Source organism: Pseudomonas syringae KCTC 12500, assembly GCF_000507185.2.
Classification (GTDB): Bacteria; Pseudomonadota; Gammaproteobacteria; order Pseudomonadales; family Pseudomonadaceae; genus Aquipseudomonas; species Aquipseudomonas syringae.
Genome location: NZ_AYTM02000002.1, coordinates 4,818,212 through 4,841,369 on the forward strand (window position 1 = coordinate 4,818,212; position 23,158 = coordinate 4,841,369).

At 60.2% G+C, this 23,158-nt stretch carries 20 protein-coding genes; 13 read left to right on the forward strand and 7 right to left on the reverse strand.

Annotation, left to right across the window (positions count from 1 at the left end; translation table 11 throughout):
- Positions 1–8: 8 nt before the first annotated feature.
- Genes V476_RS21570 through rloA form a run of 3 tightly spaced genes read right to left on the reverse strand, consistent with a single transcriptional unit; the run spans position 9 to position 3,062 of the window.
- Positions 9–986: an alpha-L-glutamate ligase-like protein gene (locus V476_RS21570; RefSeq protein ID WP_161420918.1), complete on the reverse strand. Its 978-nt coding sequence runs from the start codon at positions 984–986 to the stop codon at positions 9–11.
- Positions 986–2,521 (reverse strand): osmotic stress tolerance membrane protein RloB, encoded by a 1,536-nt coding sequence (gene rloB / locus V476_RS21575; protein WP_003416135.1) that lies wholly within the window; start codon positions 2,519–2,521, stop codon positions 986–988. Before rloB ends, V476_RS21570 begins: the two co-directional genes overlap by 1 nt.
- A gap of 4 nt (positions 2,522–2,525) precedes the next feature.
- Positions 2,526–3,062 (reverse strand): retropepsin-like aspartic peptidase RloA, encoded by a 537-nt coding sequence (gene rloA, locus V476_RS21580; protein WP_024960846.1) that lies wholly within the window; start codon positions 3,060–3,062, stop codon positions 2,526–2,528.
- Positions 3,063–3,359: 297 nt separating this feature from the next.
- Here rloA and V476_RS21585 point away from each other — a divergent pair, with 297 nt between their 5' ends.
- The 5 genes from V476_RS21585 (at position 3,360) to prpF (ending at position 10,362) form a co-directional block, all read left to right on the forward strand.
- Positions 3,360–4,079 (forward strand): GntR family transcriptional regulator, encoded by a 720-nt coding sequence (locus V476_RS21585; protein WP_003315698.1) that lies wholly within the window; start codon positions 3,360–3,362, stop codon positions 4,077–4,079.
- Positions 4,076–4,969 (forward strand): methylisocitrate lyase, encoded by an 894-nt coding sequence (gene prpB / locus V476_RS21590; RefSeq protein ID WP_024960845.1) that lies wholly within the window; start codon positions 4,076–4,078, stop codon positions 4,967–4,969. The genes V476_RS21585 and prpB overlap by 4 nt, the downstream gene beginning before the upstream one ends.
- Before the next feature lie 140 nt (positions 4,970–5,109).
- Positions 5,110–6,237: a bifunctional 2-methylcitrate synthase/citrate synthase gene (gene prpC / locus V476_RS21595; protein WP_024960844.1), complete on the forward strand. Its 1,128-nt coding sequence runs from the start codon at positions 5,110–5,112 to the stop codon at positions 6,235–6,237.
- Positions 6,238–6,446: 209 nt separating this feature from the next.
- On the forward strand, positions 6,447–9,035 hold the full coding sequence (gene acnD / locus V476_RS21600) for a Fe/S-dependent 2-methylisocitrate dehydratase AcnD (RefSeq protein ID WP_024960843.1): 2,589 nt from the start codon (positions 6,447–6,449) through the stop codon (positions 9,033–9,035).
- A 136-nt stretch (positions 9,036–9,171) separates the two neighbouring features.
- The gene (gene prpF, locus V476_RS21605; RefSeq protein WP_024960842.1) at positions 9,172–10,362 is read left to right on the forward strand and encodes a 2-methylaconitate cis-trans isomerase PrpF; all 1,191 of its coding nucleotides are present in this window, start codon (positions 9,172–9,174) and stop codon (positions 10,360–10,362) included.
- A 34-nt stretch (positions 10,363–10,396) separates the two neighbouring features.
- On the opposite strand, the gene ppsR is transcribed toward prpF, so the two are convergent.
- On the reverse strand, positions 10,397–11,215 hold the full coding sequence (ppsR, locus tag V476_RS21610) for a posphoenolpyruvate synthetase regulatory kinase/phosphorylase PpsR (protein ID WP_003347114.1): 819 nt from the start codon (positions 11,213–11,215) through the stop codon (positions 10,397–10,399).
- Positions 11,216–11,254: 39 nt separating this feature from the next.
- On the reverse strand, positions 11,255–11,491 hold the full coding sequence (locus tag V476_RS29440; protein ID WP_373365893.1) for a hypothetical protein: 237 nt from the start codon (positions 11,489–11,491) through the stop codon (positions 11,255–11,257).
- Between V476_RS29440 and ppsA the strand changes: the two genes are divergently transcribed.
- The 8 genes from ppsA to V476_RS21650 all read left to right on the forward strand — a co-directional run bounded on the left by ppsA (position 11,438) and on the right by V476_RS21650 (position 19,563).
- A complete protein-coding gene (ppsA, locus tag V476_RS21615; RefSeq protein ID WP_004418234.1) occupies positions 11,438–13,813 on the forward strand; it encodes a phosphoenolpyruvate synthase in 2,376 nt (791 codons plus the stop codon). The genes V476_RS29440 and ppsA overlap by 54 nt on opposite strands.
- A gap of 192 nt (positions 13,814–14,005) precedes the next feature.
- Positions 14,006–14,995: an alpha/beta fold hydrolase gene (locus V476_RS21620; protein ID WP_024960841.1), complete on the forward strand. Its 990-nt coding sequence runs from the start codon at positions 14,006–14,008 to the stop codon at positions 14,993–14,995.
- A gap of 98 nt (positions 14,996–15,093) precedes the next feature.
- Positions 15,094–15,582, forward strand: a complete 489-nt coding sequence (gene rraA, locus V476_RS21625; protein WP_003315690.1) for a ribonuclease E activity regulator RraA — start codon at positions 15,094–15,096, stop codon at positions 15,580–15,582.
- 11 nt (positions 15,583–15,593) lie between these two features.
- On the forward strand, positions 15,594–16,589 hold the full coding sequence (locus tag V476_RS21630; protein ID WP_003315689.1) for a zinc transporter ZntB: 996 nt from the start codon (positions 15,594–15,596) through the stop codon (positions 16,587–16,589).
- An 85-nt stretch (positions 16,590–16,674) separates the two neighbouring features.
- Positions 16,675–16,923: a hypothetical protein gene (locus V476_RS21635; RefSeq protein ID WP_024960840.1), complete on the forward strand. Its 249-nt coding sequence runs from the start codon at positions 16,675–16,677 to the stop codon at positions 16,921–16,923.
- A 2-nt stretch (positions 16,924–16,925) separates the two neighbouring features.
- Positions 16,926–17,750: a mechanosensitive ion channel family protein gene (locus tag V476_RS21640; protein WP_003315687.1), complete on the forward strand. Its 825-nt coding sequence runs from the start codon at positions 16,926–16,928 to the stop codon at positions 17,748–17,750.
- A gap of 82 nt (positions 17,751–17,832) precedes the next feature.
- On the forward strand, positions 17,833–18,423 hold the full coding sequence (gene sigX, locus V476_RS21645) for an RNA polymerase sigma factor SigX (protein WP_003315686.1): 591 nt from the start codon (positions 17,833–17,835) through the stop codon (positions 18,421–18,423).
- A gap of 105 nt (positions 18,424–18,528) precedes the next feature.
- Positions 18,529–19,563 carry an OmpA family protein gene (locus tag V476_RS21650; RefSeq protein WP_003315685.1) on the forward strand — a complete coding sequence of 345 codons (1,035 nt, stop codon included), beginning with the start codon at positions 18,529–18,531 and terminating at the stop codon, positions 19,561–19,563.
- An 87-nt stretch (positions 19,564–19,650) separates the two neighbouring features.
- Here V476_RS21650 and cobA read toward each other — a convergent pair whose 3' ends face one another.
- Positions 19,651–20,412: a uroporphyrinogen-III C-methyltransferase gene (cobA, locus tag V476_RS21655; RefSeq protein WP_017277874.1), complete on the reverse strand. Its 762-nt coding sequence runs from the start codon at positions 20,410–20,412 to the stop codon at positions 19,651–19,653.
- Positions 20,413–20,422: 10 nt separating this feature from the next.
- A complete protein-coding gene (locus V476_RS21660) occupies positions 20,423–23,143 on the reverse strand; it encodes a nitrate reductase (protein ID WP_024960839.1) in 2,721 nt (906 codons plus the stop codon).
- Positions 23,144–23,158: the final 15 nt, after the last annotated feature.

Consider the following 23,158-nt stretch of genomic DNA (forward strand, 5'->3'; position numbering starts at 1 on the left):
ATGTCGGTTCAGACGCCAGGCACATGACCGAACAGGTCCTGGACAAAGCTGACCCGCTCCTGCGCTGATTCCTGGCGTCCTTCGAGAGCCAGTTGCTCCAGACGCGCCTCGACGGCCTGAGTGCGATGGGTAAGGCCGCTGTCGTTGGCGATCTGAATGTTCAGGCCGGGACGGGCGTTGAGCTCCAGAATCAGCGGGCCTTTGTCCTGGTCCAGCACCATGTCGACGCCGATGTAGCCCAGGCCGCACAACTCGTAGCACTCGGCGGCAAGCTTCATGAAGCCGTCCCAGTTGGGCAGTTGCACGCCATCCACCGAGTGGGTGGTGTCCGGGTGCTTGCTGATGATGTTGTTCAGCCAGGTGCCTTGCAGGGTGACGCCGGTGGCCAAGTCCACACCCACGCCAATGGCGCCTTGGTGAAGGTTGGCCTTGCCGCCTGATTGGCGGGTAGGCAGGCGCAGCATGGCCATCACCGGATACCCCATCAGCACGATGATGCGGATGTCCGGTACGCCTTCATAGCTGATGCTTTTGAAGATCGGGTCCGGCACGACCCTGTATTCGATCAGTGCGCGGTCGCGGTGGCCGCCCAATGAATAAAGGCCGGTAAGGATGCTGGATACCTGATGTTCGATTTCCGAGTGGCTGATGATGCGTCCCGAGACGGTGCGAAAGCGCTCCTCGAAACGGTCGGCGATCACCAGAATGCCATCGCCGCCTGCGCCCTGTGCGGGTTTGATCACGAAGTCGCTGTGCGCGCCGATGATCTCGTCGAGCCTGTCGATTTCCTTTTCCGTGGAAATCACGCCGTACATCTCCGGCACATGAATGCCTGCGGCGATGGCGCGCTCCTTGGTGATGATCTTGTCATCGACGATCGGATAGAGGCTGCGCTTGTTGTACTTGAGCACGTAGTCGGCGTTACGTCGATTGATGCCCATGATGCCGCGGGCTTCGAGCGCCTTCCAGGTTTTCCACCAGCCGATCACTTGGCCTTTTCCTCTTTCAGGAATGCCTTGAAGCGCACCAGTTCGGTCAGCCGGTAGCCACGGTATCTGCCCATCGCCAGCATGAAGCCGACCAGCACCAGCAGCACAGCCGGGAAGGTAAAGACGAAATAGGTCAGTTCCGGCACGCTCATGATCAGGTGCGCCAGCGACGCGGCGAACAGCGTACCGATGGCGACCTTCATGGCATGGCTGCCGCCACGCTCTTCCCAGGTGATCGACAGGCGTTCGATGGTCATGGTCAGAATCACCATCGGGAACAGCGCAACCGACAGGCCGCGTTCCAGCCCGAGCTTGTGGCTGAACAGGCTGATGGCGGCGATCAGCACCACGACGAAGGTCAGTACCACCGACAGGCGCGGCAGCATTTGCAGTTTCAGGTGCTCCAGATACGAGCGCAGTGACAGGCCCAGCGCGGTGATCACGGTAAACAGTGCGATGCCGAAGCCCAGTTGCGTTTCCCGGAACGCCAGCGCAATCAGCACCGGGGTGAAGGTGCCCAGTGTCTGCAGGCCGATCAGGTTGCGCAGAATCAGGATGACCAGCACGCCAATCGGGATCATGACCATGATCATGAAGGTCTGCTGGGTCTGCAGCGGCAAGCCGTACAGCGAATAGGCCAGGAAGTCCGAGTCGGTGCTGGCGTCGGTCAGTTTGGCGAGGCGCATCGCGTTCATTTCACTGTTGTTGAGGCTGAACGTGACTTGCACCTTCTTGCCGCCTTCGACGCTGACCAGGCCTTCCTCGCCGGTCCACCAGAGCAGCCGATCGTCCGGCAGGCCGGCTTCGCCGGTGTCAGGATTGAAGTACAGCCATTCCTTGCCGTTGAAGCTGCGCAGCCAGAGTTCCGGTGTCTGCTGCTCGGCATCCAGGCGAATGGTGTGGGCTTTTTCCAGCGGTACGTGGGCGATCGACAGCAGCAGCTCGGTGACCCGGGCCTTGTTGGACGCCGAGTTATCACCGGCCAGCAGCAGTTTGACGTTATCGTCATTCAGGTTGTTAACGCGCTTGATCGCCTCGGTGATGAACGTCTCAACGTCCGCCGAATGCTGGCGAATGGGTGCCAGCAGCGCTTCCGCGGCGATCTTTTCCGGGCCTTCGACGGTCATGCTGTCGCGAAAGATAGGCCCTTTGACCTTGGGTTTTTCACCGCTGTAACGCTTGGTCAGCACCAGTCGGTAGTAAAGGGTCTGGTTGCCGGTGGCGCGACGGGCCGACCAGGTGACCTTACGGTTGCCGTCAGCGCGGTTGACGCTGACGCCGTAATTGTTGGAGATGAAGCTTTCATTGAGGCTGATGTAGTCGTGGGCCAGCGGCGGCACGAACATTTGCACCTTCACCGAATCCTTGGGATTGGCGACGAACTCGACTTTGGCGTCGATATTCCACAGGTCATCGGTTTCGTCTTCGCTGACGGGTATGCCCAGCGCCAGAATCTGATAGGCCGTGATCGCGATGCCGAGGGTCACCAGGGCAGTGATCAGGATCTTCAGATGGAGTGTAAGAGAGCGCATGGATTTACTCTGCGTTTTGAGCGACGGAAGCGCAGCCGGGCTTCCCTGCCGCATATTTAAGACTTGGATCGACCAGCGCATCAAAGCGTTTCAAGGCTTCGGAGCCGATCAAAAGCGGGTATTGGAAAGCACTTCGGTCAGTCAAGTTCACTTCTATGGTGCGTAAAGATTCACCCATACAGATATCGAGGCTGATTACCGGACGTGACGAATACCGATTGTCGTCATCCGGGTCGAGATCGTCGGCACGCCGCTTGATCTTGCTGACCCGCGCCAGGGGGCGCTCGATGGGGTGTACATGCTTGCTGTCGCTGGCCAGATAGAAGCGCACCCAGCTTTCGCCATCGCGCTTGAAATGTTTGATGTCGCGGGCGCTCAGTGAGGCGGTCTTGGCGCCGGTGTCGAGCTTGGCGGCGATCTCGATATCGATTTCGCTCAGCCTGGCGTATTCATTGAGGCCATAGACTGTCTTGTTGGCGGCCAGGGTCAGGCCGGGCAAAAACAGAAGGCTGAACAGTGTGGGGAGGGTAGTCAGTCTCATAAATCCTGGCGCGATGAGCGAACAACTTCAGGGTCAGGGCGCAAATGGAATTGACCTGATGATGATAGGGCAGGCGGTTCGCAGACGCTGGCTCCGCTGCGGAGCGCGCTGTACGGACGCGACGCATTCTAGCATGAAGCCCTGCAGCTGCCAGTGATCAACCTGTGTGGCTGTTCAGGTTGCTGTGTCGAGCAGCGCTTGCTCGTTTTGGCTGATTGTCGACAATGCAGGGTTTGGCTTTGACGTATTGAGCAAATATGGCTAGATTTGAGCGCATATAGTCATGAGGTGTCGACAATGCTGCAGGTGGTCGAAGAAACAATGACGGTTGCCGACGACTCGGAAACCCTCTCCGAGAACGTTTTCCGACGCATTCAATCGGCCATCGTGAAAGGCGAGATTGCCCCCGGCAGCAAGATTTCCGAGCCGGAACTGGCTCGCACCTATGGCATCAGTCGCGGACCGCTGCGCGAAGCGATTCACCGGCTCGAAGGGCAGCGCCTGGTGGTTCGTGTGCCGCATGTGGGCGCCCGGGTGGTGTCGCTCAGTCATGCCGAACTGATCGAACTCTATGAAATTCGCGAGTCACTGGAGGGTATGGCCTGTCGTCTGGCCGCCGAACGCATGACCCAGGCCGAAATCGACGAGTTGCGCGGCGTTCTGGATACCCACGAACGCGACGCCGCGTTTCAGGCTGGGATCGGCTATTACCAGCAAGAGGGTGATTTCGACTTTCACTACCGCATCATCCAGGGCAGCGGCAATCGCACCCTCAGCCAGATGCTCTGCGGCGAGCTCTACCAGTTGGTGCGCATGTACCGCATTCAGTATTCCACCACGCCCAACCGGCCTCGCCAGGCCTTTGCCGAACATCACCGCATTCTCGACGCCATCGCCGACCGCGACGGTGAGCTGGCGGAATTGTTGATGCGCCGCCATATCGGCGCGTCCAGACGCAACATCGAGCGCCACTATCAGGCCGCTTCCCAGACGACTTCCGACCGAGGTAAACAATGAGTCATAACAACAGCACTCCCGGCCAGCGTTTCCGCGATGCAGTCGCCAGCGAACAGCCGCTGCAAGTGGTCGGCGCGATCAATGCCAACCACGCACTGCTCGCCAGGCGTGCCGGGTTCAAGGCCATTTATCTGTCAGGTGGCGGAGTCGCGGCGGGATCACTGGGCATTCCGGACCTGGGGATCACCGGTCTTGAAGACGTGCTGATCGATGTGCGGCGCATCACCGACGTCTGCGATCTGCCGTTGCTGGTGGACGTCGACACCGGTTTCGGTTCTTCGGCTTTCAACGTGGCGCGGACCGTGCGCTCGATGATCAAGGCCGGGGCGGCGGCGATTCACATCGAGGATCAGGTCGGTGCCAAGCGTTGCGGGCACCGTCCCAACAAGGAAATCGTTTCCCAGCAGGAAATGGTCGACCGGATCAAGGCTGCCGTGGATGCCCGGACTGACGACAGCTTCGTGATCATGGCGCGTACCGATGCGCTGGCCGTTGAAGGGCTGGAGTCGGCGCTGGAACGTGCCGCTGCCTGCATTGAAGCCGGCGCGGACATGGTGTTTCCCGAGGCCATCACCGAACTGGCGATGTACAAGCAATTCGCCAACCGCGCAGGCGTGCCGATCCTCGCCAACATCACCGAGTTCGGCGCCACGCCGTTGTTTACGGTCTATGAGCTGCGCGAGGCGGACGTGTCGCTGGTGCTGTATCCGCTTTCCGCATTCCGTGCGATGAACAAGGCTGCGGAAAATGTCTACTGCGCAATCCGCCGTGACGGCAGCCAGAAAAACGTGATCGACAGCATGCAGACGCGCATGGAGCTGTATGACGCGATCGATTACCACACATTCGAGCAGAAGCTGGATGCGCTGTTTGCGCAGAAGAAGGGGTGATGCCTGTGAAATACCGGGCTTCTGGCCGCAGGCCGTAGGAGCGAACTTGTTCGCGAAAGGGCCGGTATATTCTTCGAAGATGTACCGTCTGAACCACAGTCTTCGCGCCCCATCACACAAAAACAAAATTGGAGAACACCATGGCTGAAGCAAAAGTATTGAGCGGTGCCGGGCTGCGCGGTCAGGTTGCCGGGCAGACGGCGTTGTCCACCGTAGGCATGGCCGGTGCCGGGCTGACCTATCGAGGCTATGACGTGCGCGATCTGGCCGCCGAGGCGCGTTTTGAAGAAGTGGCCTACCTGCTGCTGTACGGCGAGCTGCCCAATCAGGCCGAATTGTCCGCCTATATGGACAAGCTCAAGCGCCTGCGCGATCTGCCGCAGGCCCTGAAAGAAGTGCTGGAGCGCATACCCGCCGACACGCATCCGATGGACGTGATGCGCACCGGTGCTTCCATGCTCGGCACCCTGGAGCCGGAGCGCAGTTTCGATCAGCAGCGCGACTCAACCGACCGTCTGCTCGCAGCGTTCCCGGCGATCATGTGTTACTGGTATCGCTTCAGTCACGACGGCAAACGTATCGACTGCACCTCGGACGAAGACTCCATCGGCGGGAATTTTCTGCACCTGCTGCTGGACAGGGCGCCCAGCGAACTGCACCGCAAGGTCATGGACGTCTCGCTGATTCTGTACGCCGAGCACGAATTCAATGCCTCGACCTTCACCGCCCGCGTCTGCGCGTCGACCCTGTCGGACCTGTATTCCTGCGTCACGGCAGCCATCGGCACCTTGCGCGGCCCGCTGCACGGCGGTGCCAACGAGGCTGCAATGGAAATGATTCAGCGCTTCGCCTCGGCTGAAGAGGCAACCAAAGGCACGCTGGGCATGCTGGAGCGCAAGGAAAAGATCATGGGCTTTGGCCATGCGATCTACAAGGAGTCTGACCCGCGCAACGAGGTGATCAAGGGCTGGTCGAAGAAGCTCGCCGAGGAAGTGGGCGATACTGTGCTGTTCCCGGTCTCCGAGGCCATCGACAAGGTCATGTGGGAGCAGAAGAAACTGTTCCCCAACGCCGACTTCTACCATGCCTCGGCGTATCACTTCATGGGCATCCCGACCAAGCTGTTTACGCCGATCTTCGTTTGCTCACGCCTGACCGGCTGGGCCGCGCACGTTTTCGAGCAGCGCGCCAACAACCGCATCATTCGCCCGAGCGCCGAGTACATCGGCGTCGAACAGCGCGCGTTCGTACCTCTGGAACAGCGCTAGGCTCTGTACGAAAAGTCGGCGAGCGAAGGTCAGGCGAGGCAAAAACAGGCGAGGAAGCGGAGTCTACGTGTTGTAAATGAGCATTCCGAGCCTGTTTTTAACGAAGCATCACCGAGCGCAGCCACTTTTCGTACAGAGCCTAAAAGGGGGCAGGGGAGCCGCTGAAGCTCCCCACCCGTATTCCGAACACTCCGTGATCGAGTCCCGCAATGAACAGTGAATTTCGCAAACCGCTCCCTGGCACCCGACTGGATTATTTCGACGCTCGGGCAGCCGTCGAGGCGCTCAAGCCCGGAGCTTATGCCACGCTGCCCTACACCTCGCGGGTGCTGGCCGAGAACCTGGTGCGCCGTTGTGATCCGGCGACCTTGAATGCCTCGTTGGCCCAGCTCATCGAGCGCAAGCGTGATCTGGATTTTCCCTGGTTCCCGGCACGCGTGGTCTGCCACGATATTCTGGGTCAGACCGCGCTGGTCGACCTTGCCGGGCTTCGTGACGCGATCGCTTCGCAGGGCGGCGATCCTGCGCTGGTCAACCCGGTGGTTCCGGTGCAACTGATCGTCGATCACTCGCTGGCAGTGGAGTCCGACGGTAATGACCCGCAGGCGTTCGCCAAGAACCGCGCCATTGAGGACCGTCGCAACGAAGACCGTTTTCATTTCATTGACTGGACCAAGCAGGCGTTCAAGAACGTCGAAGTGATCCCGCCGGGCAACGGCATCATGCACCAGATCAATCTGGAGAAAATGTCACCGGTGGTGCAGGTGCTCGACGGCGTAGCCTTTCCCGACACACTGGTGGGCACGGACAGCCACACGCCACATGTCGACGCCCTGGGTGTGATTGCCATCGGCGTCGGCGGGCTCGAGGCCGAGAACGTCATGCTCGGGCGCGCCTCGTGGATGCGTCTGCCGGACATCATCGGCGTCGAACTGACCGGGCGCCATCAGCCAGGCATCACCGCCACCGACCTGGTGCTCGCGCTGACCGAATACCTGCGTCAGCAGAAAGTGGTCGGTGCCTATCTGGAGTTTTACGGCGCAGGTGCGTCGAGTCTGACCCTGGGCGACCGGGCGACGATCTCCAACATGGCGCCTGAATATGGCGCGACGGCGGCGATGTTTTCGATTGATTCGCAAACCATCGACTACCTGCGTTTGACCGGTCGCGAGGACGAGCAGGTCAAGCTGGTCGAGCTGTATGCCCGGCACACCGGTCTTTGGTCGGACAGCCTGAGCGAGGTGCAGTACGAGCGGGTGCTGAGTTTCGATCTGTCCAGTGTGGTACGCAACATGGCCGGGCCCTCCAACCCCCATGCGCGGGTCGCCACCGCTGATCTGGCGGCCAGAGGGATTGCCGGGCAATGGGACGAGGTGCCGGGGCAGATGCCCGACGGCGCGGTGATCATCGCTGCGATCACCAGTTGCACCAACACCAGCAACCCGCGCAACGTCATTGCTGCCGGTCTGCTGGCACGCAACGCCAACCGCCTGGGGCTGCTGCGCAAGCCGTGGGTGAAATCATCGCTGGCACCTGGCTCGAAAACCGTGGCGCTGTACCTGGACGCAGCAGGGCTGACCTCGGAGCTGGAGCAACTGGGTTTTGGCGTCGTAGCCTTTGCCTGCACCACCTGCAACGGCATGTCCGGCGCGCTCGATCCGCTGATCCAGCAGGAAATCATCGACCGTGACCTCTACGCCACGGCGGTCTTGTCCGGTAACCGTAATTTCGACGGGCGTATTCACCCCTATGCCAAGCAGGCCTTTCTGGCCTCGCCACCCCTGGTGGTGGCGTACGCCATTGCAGGGACCATCCGTTTCGATATTGAAAACGACGTGCTGGGCGTCGCCGAGGGCCAGGAAATCCGTCTCAAGGACATCTGGCCGAGCGATGAAGAGATCGATGCCGTCGTGCAGGCGTCGGTCAAGCCGGAGCAGTTCCGCCAGGTCTATATCCCGATGTTTGCCATTGAAGAGCACAGCGGGCCGAAGGTCGAGCCGCTCTACGACTGGCGTCCGATGAGCACCTACATCCGTCGCCCGCCCTACTGGGAAGGCGCGCTGGCCGGAGAGCGCACGCTCAAGGGCATGCGGGCGCTGGCCGTGCTGCCGGACAACATCACCACCGATCACCTGTCGCCGTCCAACGCGATCATGCTCGACAGTGCGGCGGGCGAGTACCTGGCGAAAATGGGCCTGCCGGAGGAAGACTTCAACTCCTACGCGACCCATCGGGGCGACCACCTGACCGCCCAGCGCGCGACCTTTGCCAACCCGCAACTGGTCAACGAGATGGCAGTGGTCGACGGCAAGGTCAAAAAAGGCTCGCTGACCCGTATCGAACCCGAAGGTGTGGTCACACGCATGTGGGAAGCCATCGAAACCTACATGGCGCGCAAGCAACCGTTGATCATCATTGCCGGTGCCGACTATGGGCAGGGCTCGTCCCGTGACTGGGCGGCCAAAGGCGTCAGGCTGGCGGGCGTCGAAGCGATTGCTGCAGAAGGGTTCGAGCGTATTCACCGCACCAATCTGGTCGGCATGGGCGTGCTGCCGCTGGAGTTCAAGCCGGGCACCAGCCGTCTGACCCTGGGCATCGACGGCAGCGAAACCTTCGATGTGATCGGCCAGCGCACACCGCGCGCGACGTTGACGCTGGTGATTCAACGCCGTAACGGCGAGCGCGTCGAGGTGCCGGTGACCTGTCGTCTGGACACCGCCGAAGAGCTCTCTATTTATGAGGCGGGCGGCGTATTGCAGCGTTTTGCTCAGGACTTTCTGGAGGCTACTGCATCATAGCTACGCTGGAGCGTGAGGAACGATAAGCGTGCGCAAGAGCACTATCGTGCCAATGCTCCGCGTTGGCATGCAGTTCTGGACGCTCTGCGTCCGATTTTGAGCGCGCAGCGCGCTCTTTGAACAGGACAACGAATTCATGGCTCATTCACCCCACATCCGCATCCCCGCCACCTACATGCGCGGTGGCACCAGCAAGGGTGTGTTTTTCAGGCTGACTGATCTGCCCGAAGCTGCACAGGTTCCGGGCGCGGCGCGGGATGCGCTGCTGTTGCGGGTCATCGGCAGCCCTGACCCCTATGAAAAGCAGATCGACGGCATGGGCGGGGCAACGTCGAGTACCAGCAAGAGCGTGATTGTTTCGCGCAGCAGCAGGCCCGACCACGATGTCGATTACCTGTTTGGCCAAGTATCCATCGACAAGCCGTTTGTCGACTGGAGCGGCAATTGCGGCAACCTGTCAGCGGCCGTGGGGCCGTTCGCGATTACCAGTGGCCTGGTCGACCCGGGCCGTGTTCCGCAGGACGGCGTCGCGGTGGTGCGTATCTGGCAGGCCAACATCGGCAAGACCATCATCGCCCATGTGCCGATCAGCAACGGCGTGGTGCAGGAAACCGGTGATTTCGAGCTGGATGGCGTGACCTTCCCGGCAGCTGAAGTGCCACTGGAGTTTCTCGACCCGGCGGCGGACGAAGAGGGCGCGGGCGGCTCGATGTTTCCGACGGGCAATCTGGTGGACGAGCTGGAGGTGCCCGGCATCGGCATTCTGAAGGCGACCATGATCAATGCCGGCATCCCGACGATTTTCGTTAACGCCGCCGATATCGGTTACTCCGGCACTGAGCTGCAGGGCGATATCAACGGTGATCCGCAGGCGCTGGCCCGTCTGGAGGCCATTCGTGCCTACGGTGCGCTGCGCATGGGCCTGATCGGCAACATCGATGAAGCTGCCGCACGCCAGCACACGCCCAAGGTGGCCTTTGTCGCTGCGCCCGCCGATTACGTGGCGTCGAGTGGCAAGCCTGTGGCTGCGCAGGATATCGAGCTGCTGGTACGCGCCGTGTCGATGGGCAAGCTGCACCATGCGATGATGGGCACGGCTGCGGTGGCCATCGGCACAGCGGCGGCCATTCCGGGCACGCTGGTGAATCTGGCCGCTGGCGGTCAGGCACGCAGTGCGGTCAACTTTGGCCATCCCTCCGGCACATTGCGGGTCGGCGCCCAGGCCGTTCAGGAGGGCGGTGACTGGAAAGTCACCAAGGCCTTGATGAGCCGCAGCGCCCGCGTGCTGATGGAAGGCTGGGTGCGGGTGCCGCAGCCAGGCGCCTGAAGTCGTCAGCTTGCAAGGGGGGGGCTCGCAGCGTCTACTTGAAACGTCGCTCCACGCCTTTTTCGACCAGCACCTTGGCGGAGATTTCTTCCACCGAAAAATGCGTGGAATTGATGTGTGCGATGTTCTCGCGGCGGAACAGGCTTTCCACCTCGCGCACCTCGAATTCGCACTGCGCGTAGCTGGAGTAGCGGCTGTTGGGCTTGCGCTCGTGGCGGATCGCGGTGAGACGGTCCGGGTCGATGGTCAGGCCAAACAGTTTTTCGCGATGCTGCTTGAGCGCCGCAGGCAGTTGCAGCCTTTCCATGTCATCTTCGGTCAGCGGATAGTTGGCGGCCCGGATACCGAACTGCATGGCCATGTACAGACAGGTCGGGGTCTTACCGCAGCGCGAGACGCCGACGAGGATGATATCGGCCTTGTCGTAATAATGTGTCCGTGCGCCGTCATCGTTGTCCAGCGCAAAGTTGACCGCCTCGATGCGCTCCATGTAATTGGAGTTATGCCCGATGGAATGCGATTTACCCACGGAGTAGGACGAGTGTGAACTAAGCTCCTGCTCCAGCGGAGCGAGGAAGGTCGAAAAGATATCGATCATGAAGCCATTGGACGTCGCCAGAATCTCGCGAATGTCCTGATTGACGATGGTGTCGAAGATGATCGGCCGCACATCGTCCTTGTCGGCGGCATTATTGATTTGTTGTACCATCGCCCGCGCCTTCTCGACGCTGTCGATATAGGGCCTGGTGAACTTGTTGAACGTAATGTTTTCAAATTGTGCCAACAGGCTCTGGCCCAGGGTTTCGGCGGTGATACCCGTGCCGTCCGAGATGAAGAAAGCGGATCGTTTCATTTTTGTCCCAGGCCTTAAGCAGTTGACGAATTCTGGCTATCATAGGCGTGCTGGCCTTCCATGAGAGCCCGCAGGTGCAGCTTTTTTGCACGCATGGTTTTGCACACTCGGTTTTGAACGCCCGATCTGTACGTCCGGGCAGACACGCCTGAAGCCACACCGCATGTGGCGCAGGTGAATGAGCTTTTCCCAACAACGAACACAGTTAGTGGAGAGATCACCTTGGTAGAGTACGTAGTTTCCCTCGATAAGCTCGGCGTCCATGATGTAGAGCACGTGGGGGGCAAAAACTCGTCCCTCGGCGAGATGATCAGCAACCTCGCAGGTGCTGGTGTTTCGGTGCCGGGCGGCTTCGCGACTACCGCCCAGGCCTACCGTGACTTTCTCGAGCTCAGCGGCCTGAACGAGCAGATCCATGCTGCGCTGGACGCCCTTGACGTCGATGATGTCAACGCGTTGGCCCGCACCGGTGCGCAGATTCGTCAGTGGATCATGGAGGCCGAGTTCCCCGAGCAGCTCAACGCCCAGATCCGTACTGCGTTTGCCGAGCTCTCTGCGGGTAATCCGAACCTGGCCGTGGCCGTGCGTTCCTCCGCAACGGCCGAAGACTTGCCGGATGCCTCGTTCGCCGGCCAGCAGGAGACCTTCCTGAACATCCGCGGCGTCGAGAACGTGATCCGTGCCGCCAAGGAAGTCTTCGCTTCATTGTTCAACGACCGTGCGATTTCCTACCGTGTACACCAGGGCTTCGACCACAAGCTGGTCGCGCTGTCTGCGGGCGTGCAGCGCATGGTGCGCTCCGAAACCGGCACGGCTGGTGTCATGTTCACCCTCGACACCGAGTCCGGCTTCCGCGACGTGGTGTTCATCACCGGCGCTTACGGCCTGGGCGAGACGGTTGTGCAGGGCGCCGTCAACCCGGACGAGTTCTACGTGCACAAGGACACGCTGGCGGCTGGTCGCCCGGCGATACTGCGTCGCAATCTGGGCAGCAAGGCGATCAAGATGATTTACGGCGAAGAAGCCAAGGCCGGTCGTTCGGTCAAGGTGATCGACGTCGAGCCTGCCGATCGCGCGCGTTTCTGCTTGAGCGATGCCGAAGTGTCCGAGCTGGCCAAGCAGGCGATGATTATCGAGAAGCACTACAAGTGCCCGATGGACATCGAGTGGGCCAAAGACGGTGACGACGGCAAGCTGTACATCGTCCAGGCGCGCCCGGAAACGGTGAAGAGCCGTGCTTCGGCCAACGTCATGGAACGCTATCTGCTCAAGGAGACCGGCAAGGTACTGGTCGAAGGCCGTGCCATCGGTCAGCGCATCGGCGCGGGCAAGGTACGCATCATCAAGGACGTGTCCGAGATGGACAAGGTCCAGCCCGGTGACGTGCTGGTGTCGGACATGACCGACCCGGACTGGGAGCCGGTCATGAAGCGCGCCAGCGCAATCGTCACCAACCGTGGCGGTCGTACCTGCCACGCGGCGATCATCGCCCGTGAGCTGGGCATCCCGGCAGTGGTCGGCTGTGGCAACGCCACGCACACCCTTCAGGATGGCCAGGGTGTCACGGTTTCCTGCGCCGAGGGCGACACCGGTTATATCTTCGAAGGCGAGCTGGGCTTCGATATCAAGACCAACTCGGTCGATGCGATGCCTGATCTGCCGTTCAAGATCATGATGAACGTCGGCAACCCGGACCGTGCCTTTGATTTCGCCCAGTTGCCCAATGCCGGTGTCGGTCTGGCGCGTCTGGAGTTCATCATCAACCGTATGATCGGCGTGCACCCCAAGGCGCTGCTCAACTATTCGGTGCTGCCACCGGAAATCAAGGAAAGCGTCGACAAGCGCATCGCCGGTTACGATGATCCGGTCGGTTTCTATGTCGAAAAGCTGGTCGAGGGCATCAGTACTCTGGCCGCCGCGTTCACGCCGAAGAAGGTCATCGTGCGCCTCTCTGACTTCAAGTCCAACGAGTACGCGAACCTGATCGGCGGCAAGCTCTACGAGCCTGAAGAAGAAAACCCGATGCTGGGCTTCCGCGGTGCGTCGCGCTATATCAGCGAGAACTTCCGTGACTGCTTCGAGCTGGAGTGCCGTGCACTCAAGCGTGTGCGCGAAGAGATGGGCCTGACCAACGTCGAGATCATGGTGCCGTTCGTCCGCACCCTGGGCGAGGCGAGCCAGGTGATCGATCTGCTGGCCGCCAATGGCCTGAAGCGTGGCGAAAACGGCCTGCGCATCATCATGATGTGCGAACTGCCGTCCAACGCGATTCTGGCGGAAGAGTTCCTCGAGTACTTCGACGGCTTCTCCATCGGCTCCAACGACCTGACCCAGCTGACGCTCGGTCTCGACCGCGACTCCGGCGTGATCGCCCACCTGTTCGATGAGCGTAACCCGGCGGTCAAAAAGCTGCTGTCCAATGCCATTCAGGCGTGCAACAAAGCCGGCAAGTACATCGGCATCTGCGGGCAGGGGCCTTCCGATCACCCGGATCTGGCGCGCTGGCTGATGGATCAGGGCATCGAGAGTGTGTCGCTTAACCCCGATTCGGTGCTGGAGACCTGGTTCTTCCTCGCCGAGGCGCAGGCGCCTGTCTGACAGGTGGCGGCTTACCTGAGGCACGTCCCTTACACGACCGGGCGGCCGTGTGACGCGAACGCGGCCTGAGCCGTCATGTGGTTCAGGTGTATGAATGAGGCGGTTTCTTCGGAAGCCGCCTTTTTTATGGCGCACCGCGAGACCCCGGAACGCGTGGTTTCATCCCGTCTGTCAAACCAGATAAAGAGTGATATGCAGAGCAGCAGCCAGCTTTTCCCTGTGGCCTTGATCAGCGCCGAGCGTCGTGGCGATCTGGTCGAGGACGTCTACCGTCTCAAACCTGCCAACAGCCCCGACGCCAGTGTCGAACTGGCGGTGACCCGGCTGGGGCGCGTCGATCAGCCGGATGTGCGTGGCACTCCGGTGATACTGCTACATGGCAGCTTTTCCAACCGGCGTTTCTGGTATTCGCCCAAGGGCATCGGTCTGGGCGCGTATCTGGCGCGGGCCGGCTATGACGTGTGGATTCCTGAAATGCGCGGCCATGGCTTGTCGGCTCGCAACCTGAGTTATCGCAGCAATTGCGTGGCGGACTACGCGCGCTTCGATTTGCCAGCCATTGCCGCGTTCGTCGTCGAGCAAAGTGGCCAGATACCGCACTGGATCGGCCACTCGCTGGGCGGCACAAGCCTGGCGGCAGCCTTGGGCGGTCAGTATCTGGGGGCTGACACTGCGGCGTCCGTGGCGCTGTTCGGCAGCCAGGTCAGCCGCACCTACTGGCCGCTGAAAGTCCCGCCACTGCAATGGTCTGCGAAGTTGCTGTTGAGGTCCTTCGAGCATATCTCCGGACCGCGTTTCAAGCGCGGTCCGGAAGACGAGCCGATCGGTCTGGTTCTGGAAAGCATGCGCTGGCACGGGCTGTTCGGACGTTTCGGTGAGCGTGACAACAACTGGTGGGCAGGGTTGAGCGCGGTTCAGGTGCCGGTTCTGGCTGTCGCTGCGGCCGGCGACCATCAGGACCCGGTGTGGGCTTGCCGTGAACTGTTCGAGCAGATCGGCAGCGAACACAGGCAATTCCTCTGCCTGAGCCGCGAACACGGCTTCAGCGAGGATTTCGATCATGTGCAGATGCTGGTCAGCAAGGCCGCGCAGCAGCAGGTCTGGCCGCGCGTGATCGAGTGGCTTGGCGAGCGCTCCGTTCCTGAACAGGTTGCAGAGTTTCAGGTCGCGGTGGGCAGTTAGCCGTTAAAGTCGCTATGGTTAGGCTCATCCGGTCGTGTCTGTTTCACTAAACCGTCTGTATCAATCGCGTCCCAATAGCCGATGAAAGGAGTTGTCCCATGCACTACCTCACCCCCGATCTGTGTGACGCCTATCCGGACCTGATTCAGGTCGTGGAGCCGATGTTCAGCAATTTTGGCGGCCGCGATTCGTTTGGTGGCCAGATCGTCACGCTGAAATGTTTCGAGGACAACTCCAAGGTCAGGGAGCAGGTCGAGCTCGACGGCAAGGGCAAGGTACTGGTCGTCGACGGCGGTGGTTCGCTGCGTTGCGCGCTGCTGGGTGACATGCTGGCAGACAAGGCTGCAAAGAACGGTTGGGAAGGCATGTTGATCTACGGCTGCGTCCGTGACGTGGACGTCATCGCCCAGACCGATCTGGGTGTCCAGGCGCTCGCCAGTCATCCGAAGAAAACCGAGAAGCGCGGCATAGGCGAACTGAATGTGCCGGTGACCTTTGGCGGCGTGACGTTCCGCCCCGGTGAGTATCTGTATGCCGACAACAACGGCGTCATCATTTCTCCATCACCTCTGACCATGCCGGAATAAGCGAAGTATCCATGTTCGATGAAGCAAACGCGCAGTGGGGGCTGGTTCATGCCCTCGTTTTGGACGGTAAGGGTGGGGCGCGTTTCATCGCTCGAACCGAGTTGCAGGACCTTGCATTGCAGCCAGAAGAAAGCCTCTGGCTGCACTGGGATCGTAGCCATCCGCAGACGCATGCCTGGCTGCGCACCGGCAGCGGTCTGAGCGAGTTTGCCTGCGACCTGTTGCTGGAAGAGAACACCCGGCCGCGTTTGTTGCCGTTGCCGGAGCAGGAGCTGCTGCTGTTTCTGCGCGGCGTGAATCTGAATCCCGGTGCGGAACCTGAAGACATGGTCTCGGTGCGTATCTTCGCTGCCGCGCAGCGGGTGATCTCGCTGCGCCTGCGTCCGTTGCGCGCCACTGAGGAACTGATTGAGCTGCTGGGGCAGGGCAAAGGCCCGAAGAGCGCCTCGGAGCTGATTCTGCACCTCGCGCAGCACCTCACTGACAAGGTTCAGGACCTGGTGGGTGAACTGACCGAGTCGGTCGATGAAGAGGAAGAAAAGAACGACGCCGACGAACGGTACAATCCCGAGCATGGCAAGCTGCTGCACATCCGTCGACGCGCTGCCGGCCTGCGCCGGTTCCTTGGGCCGCAGCGGGATATTTATGGTCAGCTTTCACGCATCAAGCTGTCCTGGTTTGCCCATGACGACGCTGATTACTGGAATGAGCTGAACAACAGCCTGACCCGTTATCTGGAAGAGCTCGAGCTGACCCGCGAGCGGGTGGGGCTGCTGCTGGAGTCCGAGGACCGGCGCCTGCGCGAGCACATGAACCGCACCATGTACCGCTTCGGGATCATTACCTGTATCTTTCTGCCGATGAGTTTTCTCACCGGTCTGCTGGGTATCAACGTTGGCGGCATTCCGGGTTCGGCCAGTTCGTACGGCTTTCTGGTGGCCTGTCTGCTGATCGTCGCACTGGGCGCAGGGCAGTGGTGGCTGTTCCGCCGTTTGCGTTGGGTATAGGGTGAGCCTGGATGGTTTTTTGGTGAGCTTGTGTGACTTGTTGTTTTCGCGTCGCGTCTTTGAATGACATTACGTGAGGTGCCTGATGCACGATCCGTTTGAAGAATCTTTACGCGACATGCTCAATTCTTCATCCTCCAGCCGGGATGATGACGCATGTCTGGGACGCGTCCTGAAGACCGCCAATCGCCAGGTCGGCGCCGGTGTGTTATTCGGGTTGCTGGGCCGCTGGTCTGAGGCGCTGATGATTGCTGTGAACAACGGCTCGGCCCACGTCTCTCCCGTTTCTCGTCGCACCTCGAGTGGTGCGCGTTCTATCGATAAGGCTGATTGAGCATGGAACTGAACCTCTGGACCCAGAGCCTTCTTGCTGCAATGACTGCATTGTGGACCAAAGTCGCAAACTTCATTCCCAACCTGTTCGGCGCCTTGGTTGTGGTGTTGCTTGGTTTTGTCGTCGCCAAGCTGCTCGACGCGCTACTTTCCAAACTATTGGCCAAACTGGGCCTTGATCGTCTGGTCGGCGGTACCGGCCTGACCAAGATCATCGGCCGCGCTGGCGTCAAAGTGCCGGTCTCCACGCTGATCGGCAAGGTCGTCTACTGGTTCGTTCTGCTTATATTCCTCGTATCGGCCGCTGAATCATTGGGCCTGCAGCGGGTCTCAGCTACGCTCGACATGCTGGCGCTGTATTTGCCTAAGGTATTTGGTGCTGCGCTGGTGCTGCTGGTCGGTGTGCTGCTGGCGCAACTGGTCAATGGCCTGGTACGCGGTGCTGCCGAAGGCGTAGGGATCGATTACTCTGCCGGCCTGGGGCGAATTGCCCAGGGGCTGGTCATTATCATCAGTATTTCGGTCGCTATCAGCCAGCTCGAGGTCAAGACCGACCTGCTGAACCACGTTATTGTGATTGCGCTGATTACCGTTGGTCTGACAGTGGCGCTTGCCCTGGGCCTCGGCAGTCGCGAAATTGCCGGGCAGATCATTGCCGGAATTTACGTCCGCGAGCTGTTTCAGGTTGGACAACAGGTACAGATAGGCGATACGGAAGGGCAAATCGAGGAAATCGGTACGGTCAAGACAACGCTACTGACAGACGAGGGGGAGCTGGTGTCGTTTTCCAACCGCATCCTGCTCGAGCAGAGAGTAAGCAGCCGTTAAGCGGTTAACCTGCTAATGTATGCCGCCAGGTTGCCGATACAGGCCATGGCGGACATTGACCTGACTGTCGGCAAGATTTGTTTTGAATAAACCTCAACCGTTTTCGACGCGCTACGACCCACGCGAGCTCTCAGATGAGGAGCTGGTTGCGCGCGCCCACGTTGAGCTGTTCAATGTGACGCGGGCCTACGAAGAATTGATGCGCCGTTACCAGCGAACACTTTTTAACGTGTGTGCGCGGTATCTGGGGAACGATCGCGATGCTGATGATGTCTGTCAGGAGGTGATGCTTAAAGTGTTGTATGGGTTGAAAAATTTTGAAGGTAAATCTAAATTTAAAACCTGGCTGTACAGCATCACCTACAATGAATGCATCACGCAGTACAGGAAGGAACGGCGTAAGCGTCGCTTGATGGACGCGCTGAGTCTGGATCCACTTGAGGAAGCGTCGGAAGAAAAGGCGCCCAAACCTGAAGAACGGGGCGGACTTGATCGCTGGCTTGTGTATGTGAACCCGATCGATCGGGAGATTCTGGTGCTGCGTTTTGTTGCAGAACTTGAATTCCAGGAGATCGCTGACATCATGCACATGGGCTTGAGCGCAACGAAAATGCGTTACAAGCGGGCTTTAGATAAATTACGAGAGAAATTTGCGGGAATCGCCGAAACTTAATACGGTGCAAATATCTCTAACAAACTGGCAAGGTCTGGTAGACTTGCCGCTGAGTTGTCCCCATGTGTGGGACTGCTTAATAATCATCAGATGGGGATTTAACGGATGAAACTGAAAAACACCTTGGGCTTGGCCATTGGTACTATTGTTGCCGCAACTTCGTTCGGCGCGCTGGCTCAAGGCCAAGGCGCAGTCGAAATCGAAGGCTTCGCCAAGAAAGAAATGTACGACAGCGCCCGTGATTTCAAAAACAACGGCAACCTGTTCGGCGGCTCGATTGGCTACTTCCTGACCGACGACGTTGAATTGCGTCTGGGCTACGACGAAGTCCACAACGTTCGTAGCGATGATGGCAAGAACATCAAGGGCGCAGACACTGCCCTGGACGCTCTCTACCACTTCAACAACCCAGGCGACATGCTGCGTCCATACGTTTCTGCCGGTTTCTCCGACCAGAGCATTGGCCAGAACGGTCGTAACGGTCGTAACGGTTCTACCTTCGCCAACATCGGCGGCGGCGCCAAGCTCTACTTCACTGACAACTTCTACGCCCGTGCTGGCGTTGAAGCTCAATACAACATCGACCAAGGCGACACCGAGTGGGCTCCAAGCGTCGGTATCGGCGTAAACTTCGGTGGCGGCAGCAAGAAAGTTGAAGCAGCACCAGCTCCAGTAGCTGAAGTGTGCTCCGACAGCGACAACGACGGCGTGTGCGACAACGTCGACAAGTGCCCGGACACCCCAGCCAACGTTACCGTTGACGCTGATGGCTGCCCAGCAGTTGCCGAAGTGGTTCGTGTTGAGCTGGACGTGAAGTTCGATTTCGACAAATCCGTAGTCAAGCCTAACAGCTACGGCGACATCAAGAACCTCGCTGACTTCATGCAGCAGTACCCACAGACCACCACCACTGTTGAAGGTCACACTGACTCCGTCGGTCCTGACGCTTACAACCAAAAACTGTCCGAGCGTCGTGCAAACGCCGTTAAACAGGTTCTGGTTAACCAGTACGGTGTTGGCGCTAGCCGCGTAAACTCGGTTGGTTACGGCGAAAGCAAGCCAGTTGCTGATAACGCAACTGAAGCTGGCCGCGCAGTTAACCGTCGCGTAGAAGCAGAAGTAGAAGCTCAAGCTAAGTAATTAGCCGCTTGTACTGAAAAGCCCGGCTTAGGCCGGGCTTTTCTTTGCCTGCGATTTGGCATTGCGTCTGTTCAGGCGGGCTTGATGTCAGCCGGCATTCAGCTGTGCGTGGTCCATCAGCGTTTGATTCAGCAGCTCATTGCTGTACGCGGCAACCGCGCCGATCACCAGAATGGCGGGGCTCTTCAATTGGAAAGCGGCTGCGTCCTGTTGCATGTCATTCAGGGAGCTGCGGCATTCGCGCTGCCACGGCAGCGAAGCGTTCTCGATCATCGCCACCGGCATCTCGCCACTCATTCCGCCTGCCAGCAGGCTCTCGCGAATTTCCGCCAGTTTCGCCACGCCCATGTAAACCACCAGGGTGGTTCCGCCTTGCGCGAGCGCCTGCCAGTTGAGGGTGCTGTCGTCCTGAGTGTGAGCGGTGACCAGCGTCACGCCACGGCTAATACCACGCAGGGTCAGCGAAATGCCGCATTGTGTTGCACCGGCAAGACCCGCTGTAATGCCGTTGACCAGCTCCACGGCAACACCGCGCTCCTGTAGCCACTGCGCCTCTTCACCGCCCCGTCCGAAGATGCAAGGATCGCCGCCTTTAAGGCGAACCACGCATTTGCCCTGACGTACATAGCGCAGCATCAGGCGATGGATAAACGCTTGCGGCGTCGAACGGCAACCGCCGCGCTTGCCGACCGCGATGACCCGCGCTCCCGGACAATGTTCCAGCACTGCGGGGTTGACCAGATCGTCGATCAGCACCACGTCGGCTTCAGCCAAGGCACGCACTGCCTTGAGGGTCAGCAACTCCGGGTCACCGGGGCCTGCGCCCACCAGCCATACTTTTGCGCTCATGCCGCATTCCTCATTCTGTAACCGCCACGGTATGGATCAGTCTTCTTATTTCCGGCACGCACGAGCCGCACTGGGTGCCGCAGCCCAACTGTGTCTTGAGTTGATTCAGGTCCAGGCCACGCTCGATAGCGCTCATGACCGCGTTCTGGCTGACGTTCATGCAGTTGCACAAGGTCTTGTCGCGAGTCTGTGTCGAGTCTTTGCCCGGTTCGCTGCTCAGCGGTGCCAACAGCCAGCGCCGCAGTGAAGCATCGACGCGCTGTTCCAGCCACAACGTCTGCAGCCAATGCTGGGCAAGTGTTTCACCGGCCAGACGAATCGCGGTAATACATTGGTAGTCGATACGTACTCGCTTGCCGATCGAGCGTTTGGGGTCGTCATACGCCATGACCGGTCCTTCATCCAGGCCCAGTACACGATCAATCTGCTCTAGCAGCGCTGAATCGGGTGCTTGTGCGCTGGCTGCGCGTATCAGCAGAGCCGGTCGCTCGCGTCCGGCAAGGCCCATGCTCAGGTAGGGGAAGGCGTCGCACAAGGGGCGCAGCTTTTCCATCCGTTGTTGCACGTTGCCCTCGACCAGCGCAAAGAATTGCCAGGGCAGGTAGGCTTTTTCGATCCTGACGCCGGCGTGCTTGAGTTCCGGTTGTTTCGAGACCGGGTCGAAGGCTGGCTGGGTGAGCACGTTGATCCCCCCCTTGAGGAACCTGTCGCCCCAATGCATCGGCACAAAGGCCTGTCCGACTGCAACGCTGTCCTCGCTGCCGACCGGCAACAGCAGTTCGCCGCGCCGGCTGATCAGTTTGATCAGGTCGCCGGGTTGCAGGTCATGGCTGAGCATGTCCTGCGGATTGAGGCTCAGCACAGCTTCGCTGACATGTCCGAACAAACGCGCAGCGGTGCCGGTGCGACTCATGCCATGCCATTGATCGCGCAGCCTGCCGGTGTTGAGCGTCAGCGGGTAGTCGGCATCGCGCAATTCCCTGGCGGCAATGTAAGGCTCGGACAGGAACTGCGCCCGGCCTGAATCGGTGGGAAAGACTCCATCGCTGTAAAGGCGCCGCGTGCCGCTGCTAGCGCCACGCGGGAAGGGCCATTGTTGCGGGCCCCGCTGGTCGATGAGCTCGCGGTCGATTCCGGACATGTCCAGATCGCGCCCGACCGTCAGGCCCTTGAACTCATCGAACAAGGCTTTGGGTGTCGCGAAATCGAACAGCGCGGGTGCGTCGGGTTGCAGGCGTTTTTGCAGGCGCTGAGCGAAATCCACCGTGATTGCCCAGTCCGAGCGCGCTTCGCCGGGCGCCTGAATGGCCTTGCGCACGTTGGAGATGCGCCGTTCGGAGTTGGTCACCGTGCCTTCTTTCTCGCCCCAACTGGCGGCAGGCAGCAACAGATCGGCATAACGCGCGGTTTCGGTGGTCTTGAAGGCTTCCTGGAGTACCACGAACGGGCAGGTTTCCAGCGCTTGCCTGATGCGGTTCTGGTCGGGCAGTGACTGTGCCGGGTTGGTGCAGGCGATCCACAGGGCCTTTATCGTTCCGCCCTGCAATTGCTCGAACAGTTCGATGGCTGAAAGGCCGGGATTGGCAGGCAGGCTGTCGACGCCCCAGTAGTCTGCAACCTCCTGACGATGCTGAGGATTTGCCGCGTCGCGATGGCCAGGCAACAGGTTGGACAGGCTGCCGGTCTCACGTCCGCCCATGGCGTTGGGCTGGCCGGTGAGCGAGAAGGGGCCTGCGCCGGGTTTGCCAATCTGCCCGGTCGCCAGGTGCAGGTTGATCAGCGCGCTGTTTTTCGCGCTGCCGGCTGTGGACTGATTCAGCCCCATGCACCACAGCGACAGAAAAGCCGGAGCTTCGCCCACCCAGCGGGCGCAGGTGTGCAGTTGTTCAAGGGGGATGCGGCAGAGGGCGGCCACGTGTTCGGGCGGGTAATCACCGGCCAGCGTGGCCAGCTCCTCGTAGCCCTGCGTGTGCGCGGCAATGAACGCCGGGTCGATCAGCCGTTCGTTCATCAGTATATGAAGGATGCCGTGAAACAGCGCGACGTCCGTGCCGGGCTGAATCGCCAGGTGCAGGTCGGCCAGTTCGCAGGTGTCGGTGCGCCGTGGGTCGATGACGATGAGTTTCATCTGCGGACGACAGCTTTTTGCCTCTTCCAGGCGACGAAACAGAATCGGGTGCGCGTACGCCATGTTGCTGCCGACGATCATCACGCAGTCGCTCAGTTCGATGTCTTCGTAGCTGCAGGGCGGTGCATCGGCACCCAGGCTGCGCTTGTAGCCAGCTACGGCCGAGGACATGCACAGCCTTGAGTTGCTGTCGATATTGTTGGTGCCGATCAGTGCGCGCGCCAGCTTGTTGAAGGCGTAGTAGTCCTCGGTCAGCAACTGGCCGGAAATGTAGAAGGCGACGCTGTCGGGACCGTGTTCGCGAATGGTCTCGGCGAACACATTGGCCGCGTGCTCCAGCGCGGTATCCCAATCGGTGACGCTGCGCGCCAGGCCCTTGCCCAAACGCAGTTCCGGGTACAGCGCGCGGGCTTCGATGTCGCCGGTCAGGTGCAGGCTCGAACCTTTGCTGCACAGCTTGCCGAAGTTGGCCGGGTGCTTCGGATCGCCGCTGACACCAAGAATATGCTCGCTGTCATGTTCGATCAGCACGCCGCAGCCCACGCCGCAATAGCAGCAGGTAGACGCCGTGACTTGAGTGGTGTGGAGGGCAAGGCTGTTCATGCGCCGGCAGCCTCT

Coding starts and splice junctions, on each gene's coding strand:
- V476_RS21660 (WP_024960839.1), bottom strand. CDS start 23,143: ATGAACAGCCTTGCCCTCCACACCACTCAAGTCACGGCGTCTACCTGC.
- V476_RS21640 (WP_003315687.1), top strand. CDS start 16,926: ATGGAACTGAACCTCTGGACCCAGAGCCTTCTTGCTGCAATGACTGCA.
- V476_RS21585 (WP_003315698.1), top strand. CDS start 3,360: ATGCTGCAGGTGGTCGAAGAAACAATGACGGTTGCCGACGACTCGGAA.
- rloB (WP_003416135.1), bottom strand. CDS start 2,521: ATGCGCTCTCTTACACTCCATCTGAAGATCCTGATCACTGCCCTGGTG.
- ppsR (WP_003347114.1), bottom strand. CDS start 11,215: ATGAAACGATCCGCTTTCTTCATCTCGGACGGCACGGGTATCACCGCC.
- cobA (WP_017277874.1), bottom strand. CDS start 20,412: ATGAGCGCAAAAGTATGGCTGGTGGGCGCAGGCCCCGGTGACCCGGAG.
- acnD (WP_024960843.1), top strand. CDS start 6,447: ATGAACAGTGAATTTCGCAAACCGCTCCCTGGCACCCGACTGGATTAT.
- V476_RS21620 (WP_024960841.1), top strand. CDS start 14,006: ATGCAGAGCAGCAGCCAGCTTTTCCCTGTGGCCTTGATCAGCGCCGAG.
- V476_RS21630 (WP_003315689.1), top strand. CDS start 15,594: ATGTTCGATGAAGCAAACGCGCAGTGGGGGCTGGTTCATGCCCTCGTT.
- rraA (WP_003315690.1), top strand. CDS start 15,094: ATGCACTACCTCACCCCCGATCTGTGTGACGCCTATCCGGACCTGATT.
- prpC (WP_024960844.1), top strand. CDS start 5,110: ATGGCTGAAGCAAAAGTATTGAGCGGTGCCGGGCTGCGCGGTCAGGTT.
- V476_RS21635 (WP_024960840.1), top strand. CDS start 16,675: ATGCACGATCCGTTTGAAGAATCTTTACGCGACATGCTCAATTCTTCA.
- prpF (WP_024960842.1), top strand. CDS start 9,172: ATGGCTCATTCACCCCACATCCGCATCCCCGCCACCTACATGCGCGGT.
- rloA (WP_024960846.1), bottom strand. CDS start 3,062: ATGAGACTGACTACCCTCCCCACACTGTTCAGCCTTCTGTTTTTGCCC.
- prpB (WP_024960845.1), top strand. CDS start 4,076: ATGAGTCATAACAACAGCACTCCCGGCCAGCGTTTCCGCGATGCAGTC.
- V476_RS21650 (WP_003315685.1), top strand. CDS start 18,529: ATGAAACTGAAAAACACCTTGGGCTTGGCCATTGGTACTATTGTTGCC.